The following is a 5095-nucleotide window of genomic DNA, read 5'->3' on the forward strand; positions in this document are numbered from 1 at the left end:
GCTAGTGCACTATGGCAAATCATCAGATATCATTAACTCTGCTAGTCTAGAGCCAAAGATATTATCTATATACAACGCAAAGGATTATTCATCAAGTAATGCTGTATATTAAATCTGAGTTGTGCATATTTCTTGTTCTCAGCATTAGACTTGTTAAATCTATTATTTCAACCATTTTTCCCGTACAAGACCGCGATTTAATGCTAGCCATTGTAGTGCGATGATGGCGCTGGCTGAGTTAATTTTTCCAGATACTAAAAACTGCAGTGCTGTTTCCAGGGAGACGACATGAACTTTGATATCTTCTCCTTCATCTGCTGCACCATGTATACCGCCCACCTGCGTTGTATCCGTCCTGCCACAGAATAACGCAATCCGTTCTGTCATGCCTCCTGGGCTGGCCAGATAATCATACAATGGAATCAAGTCAGAAATGTTGCAATTGGCTTCTTCCACACTTTCACGCTTGACCACATCTTCAGTTATTTCATCGGGTTCGATAATGCCGGCGACAATCTCCAATAACCACGGACCGTCCGGCGTATTCATGGCGCCAATGCGGAATTGTTCGATCAGGACTACTTCGTTTCTGAGCGGGTCATAAGGCAGGACCGCGGCCGCATGACCGCGTTCGAATAATTCGCGCGTGATCGGGGAACTCCATCCGCCATTAAACAGGCGGTGCCGAAGACGGTAGCGGTCTATGCGAAAAAATCCTTGATAACAAACTGTTTTCTCGAGAATCTCTATATCCTTGTGCGTCATTATTTGTTCCCTTGTCTTTCCGGATAATTACTAGTTAGTGTATTGCGAGATGGCTGTACATGTGAAACAGTTCTGCCCAGTTAATTCTCGCAGGGTGTCCTATGCTAGCACTAATTCTGTAAGATAAACTCATATAATAAACATATGGTTATTGTATCTTATCTCGATTAGTTGACTGTCATTATGTGCGGATAAGGTTTTGTTTGTGATAGCATCGACAGCTAATGCCATCAGATTTTTAGAGCAAATTCAGGAGAAATAAATGAAATCGAAGTCATGTGCAACAATTTGTGCCGCAATCGCGTTTTTTGTTCCCAGCTACGTAATCGCCAACACGGCCGTGGGTTTCGAGGAGTCGTTGCCTGGCGGTCTTGTGCCGACATCGTATTTGCTGGGCACAAATGTGCCAGTCTTCGTTCAAGTGACAGACACCAGTACCTTAGTACTGCCCTCGTGGTAGGCGGAGCGGCATTGGTTGCGGTGTTAAAAACAGCTTCAAAATGCTCATTTATTAGGCATAAACTGCGCTTTTCACCTGTTTCTGCCTTGCATCAGCTGCTTCGAAAACGTTTTTCAACGGCTTGCTAATAGTGGTTTTTTTACGGAAGTTTTGATTTGCTTATTTTAAAGTCTGTAGGAGCAATAAATTGATCCTACAGTTTTTAAGTCAATTAAATGACATTGAAAACAATGTCATTAATGCTTTTAGCGTGACTAACTTAGTCAGCTGGAAGCTCATTGCGGCCTTCAGCCGGTTTGCCTTCATGTGTCGTGCCGTAACCTTCTTCTTTAGCACTTTCTGGAGCCGAAGGTTTACCGCAAGCTACTAATATCAATGCAAAAAATGTTGCCACAAGAAATTTTAAAAGTTTCATTTTATAACGTTCTCTTCAATAAATTAATAATTACCACTTTGTGAATTTGTCACACCATGACTATAGCATGTTGCAAGCATTTATCCTTTGGAAAACGCATAATAAATTGAATTGGATGAAGGCAACGACATACTCATCATGCCGATAAGCATTGTTATATCAGAAATTTATTCGTATCGAAGCGCATCGACGGGTTTAAGTGAGGCGGCTTTTTGTGCAGGATAAAAACCAAAGAAAATGCCGACCGCGGAAGAAAATAAGAATGCCAGGCCGATCATTCCCAAGGTAATTACAATTAACATATCGGCAACCTGACTGACCAGCCAGGCGCCGCCAATACCTATCAGCAGGCCAATTAAACCGCCCATGATGCAAATCATCATCGCTTCCAATAAAAATTGCGTAAGGATAGCGCGTTGATTGGCGCCAATCGCCATGCGAATGCCGATCTCACGGGTGCGCTCGGTCACGGATACCAGCATGATGTTCATGATGCCGATTCCGCCGACCAATAAAGAAACCGATGCGATTGCGCCGAGTACAATTGACATGACCTTGGCGGCATCGGTTGCAACGTCGGCGATGGCGGTTAGATTGCGGACAGTGAAGTCATTATCTTTGCCGTTTGGGATGCGGTGGCGCTGACGCAATAATTGCGTAATTTCAATTTCGGCAAGATCCATTTCTTCTGCTGATGCGCCTTGTACCAGCATGTAGCGAATAGAACCGGGAAACTGATTGCCGGTGATTTGCCGTTCACTGGTGGAGATCGGTACGAAAACATTATCGTCCTGATCCCGGCCGGTCAGGCTTTGACCTTTGGCCATTAACACCCCGACAACCAGAAACGGACGGTTGGTGATGCGTACGGTTTTTCCCACCGGCTCTTCATCGCCGAAGAGACTTTTCGCCGTGATCGATCCCAAAACAACGACCCGCGCAGCCGATCGCACCTCGGATTCGGTAAAGGCTGTCCCGGATTCCATGGCCCAGTTACCGACATCAAAATACTCCGGTGTGGTGCCGGTAATGAGGGTGTTCCAATTTTTGGTGGTGTAGTTGAGTTGCACCGTTCCACTCGTCACCGGCGCAGTTGACCGGACTGATGAGAGTTCCGCAATGGCATTCGCATCGTTAATGGTCAAAGTTCTGACGCTGCCGCTGCCAAAACTGAAACCGCCGGAAGACGTGGCGCCAGGCACTACGAGCAACAAATTGCTACCCATCGCGGCGATGGTTTCGTTGATTTTGGTGCGCGCGCCCTGACCAATCGATAGCATTAGCACGACGGCGGCAACGCCGATGATCATGCCCAGCATGGTTAATCCTGTACGCAGGCGGTTCTGACGTAAGGCGCGCAATGCTTCACCAAAAATCGCCGATAGATTCATAAATCAAAAGGTCTCATGCAAGGCCGTCACTCCGGTATTGTTTTTATCAATAGTGACGTGTCCATCCTTTAAATGGATTAAACGTTTCGCGTAGGCCGCAATATCATCTTCGTGCGTGACCAACACGATGGTGATTCCTTGGTCTCGGTTAAGTTTCTCAAATAGCTGCATAATATCATTGCTGGTTTGTGAATCCAGATTACCGGTCGGCTCGTCAGCCAAAATCAGTGAGGGATGATTGATTAAAGCGCGACTGATTGCGACCCGTTGTTGCTGTCCCCCGGAAAGCTGGTTGGGTTGATGCATGGCAAAATCTTCTAGGCCGGTATGTCGCAGAAATTCCAATGCTTGCTTGCGACTTCTGGAGCGGCTGATACCGGCGTAAAGCAACGGTGTTGCCACATTATCGAGCGCTGTCATGCGCTTGAGCAAATTGAATCCCTGAAATACAAACCCGATGTTTCGATTACGGATTTGTGCCAATTCATTACTGGAAAGTGCCGCCACGTTCTTGCCGGATAACCAGTACGACCCGCTGGTCGGGGTATCCAGACAGCCGAGTATATTCATTAAGGTAGATTTTCCCGATCCCGAATGTCCCATGATGGCGACAAATTCACCCTGATGAATGGCCAAATTGATATGGTATAAAACCTGGGTTGTGATAGTTTGGCCATGTACATCCTGCAAACTGTAGCTTTTGCAAAGCTGTTCTAATTGAATAAGTGATTGGGTGGAATGCGTGGTCTGAATCGAAGACATCAAAAGACTCTTAATTTGAACTTGCTCTCAGATTCTTTTTTATCGATGACTTCATTGAGGATCACTTTGTCACCGGCTTTGATTGCGTCGCTGCTAATTTCAGTGAAATTGCCATCGGTAATTCCAGTGGTGACGGTAACCGGAGCGGGGCGGTTTCCCATGAGTCGATATACCGTCGGTTGTTGCGAGGATTTAGACGCTTTGCCGCTTTCACTGGACTCCATGTCCTTGGGTTGGAACCTTAAAGCTGCATTGGGGACGCGCAGCACGTCGTTTTTATGCATTACGACAAAATGGATATTGGCGGTCATGCCGGGCAATAATGCGCCATCATCATTATCAACCATGGCCACGACGTTATAAGTAACGACGTTTTCCTGAATGGTCGGATTGAGCCGAACTTGTTTGACCGTACCGGAAAATTTCCGTTGCTGAAAGGCATCTACAGTGAAATTAATCAATTGACCGATATGCAACTGTCCGATATCGGCTTCGGCAACACTGATGTTAATTTGCATTTGCCGCAGGTCTTTGGCGATTTGGAATAAAATCGGCGTTTGAAAATTGGCAGCTACAGTTTGGCCAATGTCGACATCGCGTGCGATGACGACGCCGGAAATCGGTGAGCGAATCACGCTGTAGTTGAGATTGGCTTGGTCGCGTTCCACCTGAGCTTTGTTAATGGCCAGTTGCGCACGCGCGGCTTCAGCTTCCTGTTCAATGATTTCTAATGCCTCGTTAGAAATAAAATCCTTTTCTTGCAATAGCCGATGGCGCTTTAATTTGTTTTCAATAATTTTCAGCGCGACTTGCGCATTGAGGAAATTCGCTTTGGATTGCTGCAATTGCGCGCGTAATAGGGCGGGATCAAGTTCGGCCAGTATCTGCCCAATTTTTACTTGGTCATTAAAATCCGCATGTAACTTAGCCACCGTCCCGGAAACCTGTGTGCCTACATTGACCAGCACAACGGGAGTAAGCGTGCCATTGGCGGAGATGGTTTGCATGATATCGCCGCGTTCAACAGCCCGAGTCTTATATTTGTTCGCTAAAGATTCTTCTGTATCTCCGCCATACCAATAGGCGGCGGTAATTGTAACCAGTATCAAAACAATGATGATTTTTCTTGTACTAGCAGTTGCCATTTGAGAGGTTTAATTAAATCCAATTGGGCCGTACGATCAGTAGAAAGAATATGCACGGCAATGCACGGCAAATATAGGGTTGAAATTTTCCGGGTGTTTTTATTGGCTATGTAGTAATTAACTGTTGAAATTGTCTTGTTCTTCCAAGTGATCTTAG

The 5095-nt window shown here is 46.0% G+C and carries 6 protein-coding genes; all 6 read right to left on the reverse strand.

Annotated features, from left to right (window positions below):
• Positions 1-162: 162 nt before the first annotated feature.
• Complete coding sequence (gene nudF, locus QZV86_RS13355) at positions 163-765, reverse strand: ADP-ribose diphosphatase (RefSeq protein WP_295629126.1); 603 nt, start codon at positions 763-765, stop codon at positions 163-165.
• A gap of 719 nt (positions 766-1484) precedes the next feature.
• Positions 1485-1640, reverse strand: a complete 156-nt coding sequence (locus QZV86_RS13360) for a hypothetical protein (protein ID WP_295629128.1) — start codon at positions 1638-1640, stop codon at positions 1485-1487.
• Positions 1641-1807: 167 nt separating this feature from the next.
• Positions 1808-3031: an ABC transporter permease gene (locus QZV86_RS13365; protein WP_295629130.1), complete on the reverse strand. Its 1224-nt coding sequence runs from the start codon at positions 3029-3031 to the stop codon at positions 1808-1810.
• Positions 3032-3034: 3 nt separating this feature from the next.
• A complete protein-coding gene (locus QZV86_RS13370) occupies positions 3035-3793 on the reverse strand; it encodes an ABC transporter ATP-binding protein (protein WP_295629132.1) in 759 nt (252 codons plus the stop codon).
• The gene (locus QZV86_RS13375) at positions 3793-4938 is read right to left on the reverse strand and encodes an efflux RND transporter periplasmic adaptor subunit (protein WP_295629135.1); all 1146 of its coding nucleotides are present in this window, start codon (positions 4936-4938) and stop codon (positions 3793-3795) included. The genes QZV86_RS13370 and QZV86_RS13375 overlap by 1 nt, the downstream gene beginning before the upstream one ends.
• On the reverse strand, positions 4899-5095 hold a 197-nt coding region (locus QZV86_RS13380), incomplete at its 5' end, for a hypothetical protein (RefSeq protein WP_295629137.1). The genes QZV86_RS13380 and QZV86_RS13375, both read right to left, overlap by 40 nt.

Source organism: uncultured Nitrosomonas sp. (assembly GCF_902826915.1).
GTDB lineage: Bacteria > Pseudomonadota > Gammaproteobacteria > Burkholderiales > Nitrosomonadaceae > Nitrosomonas.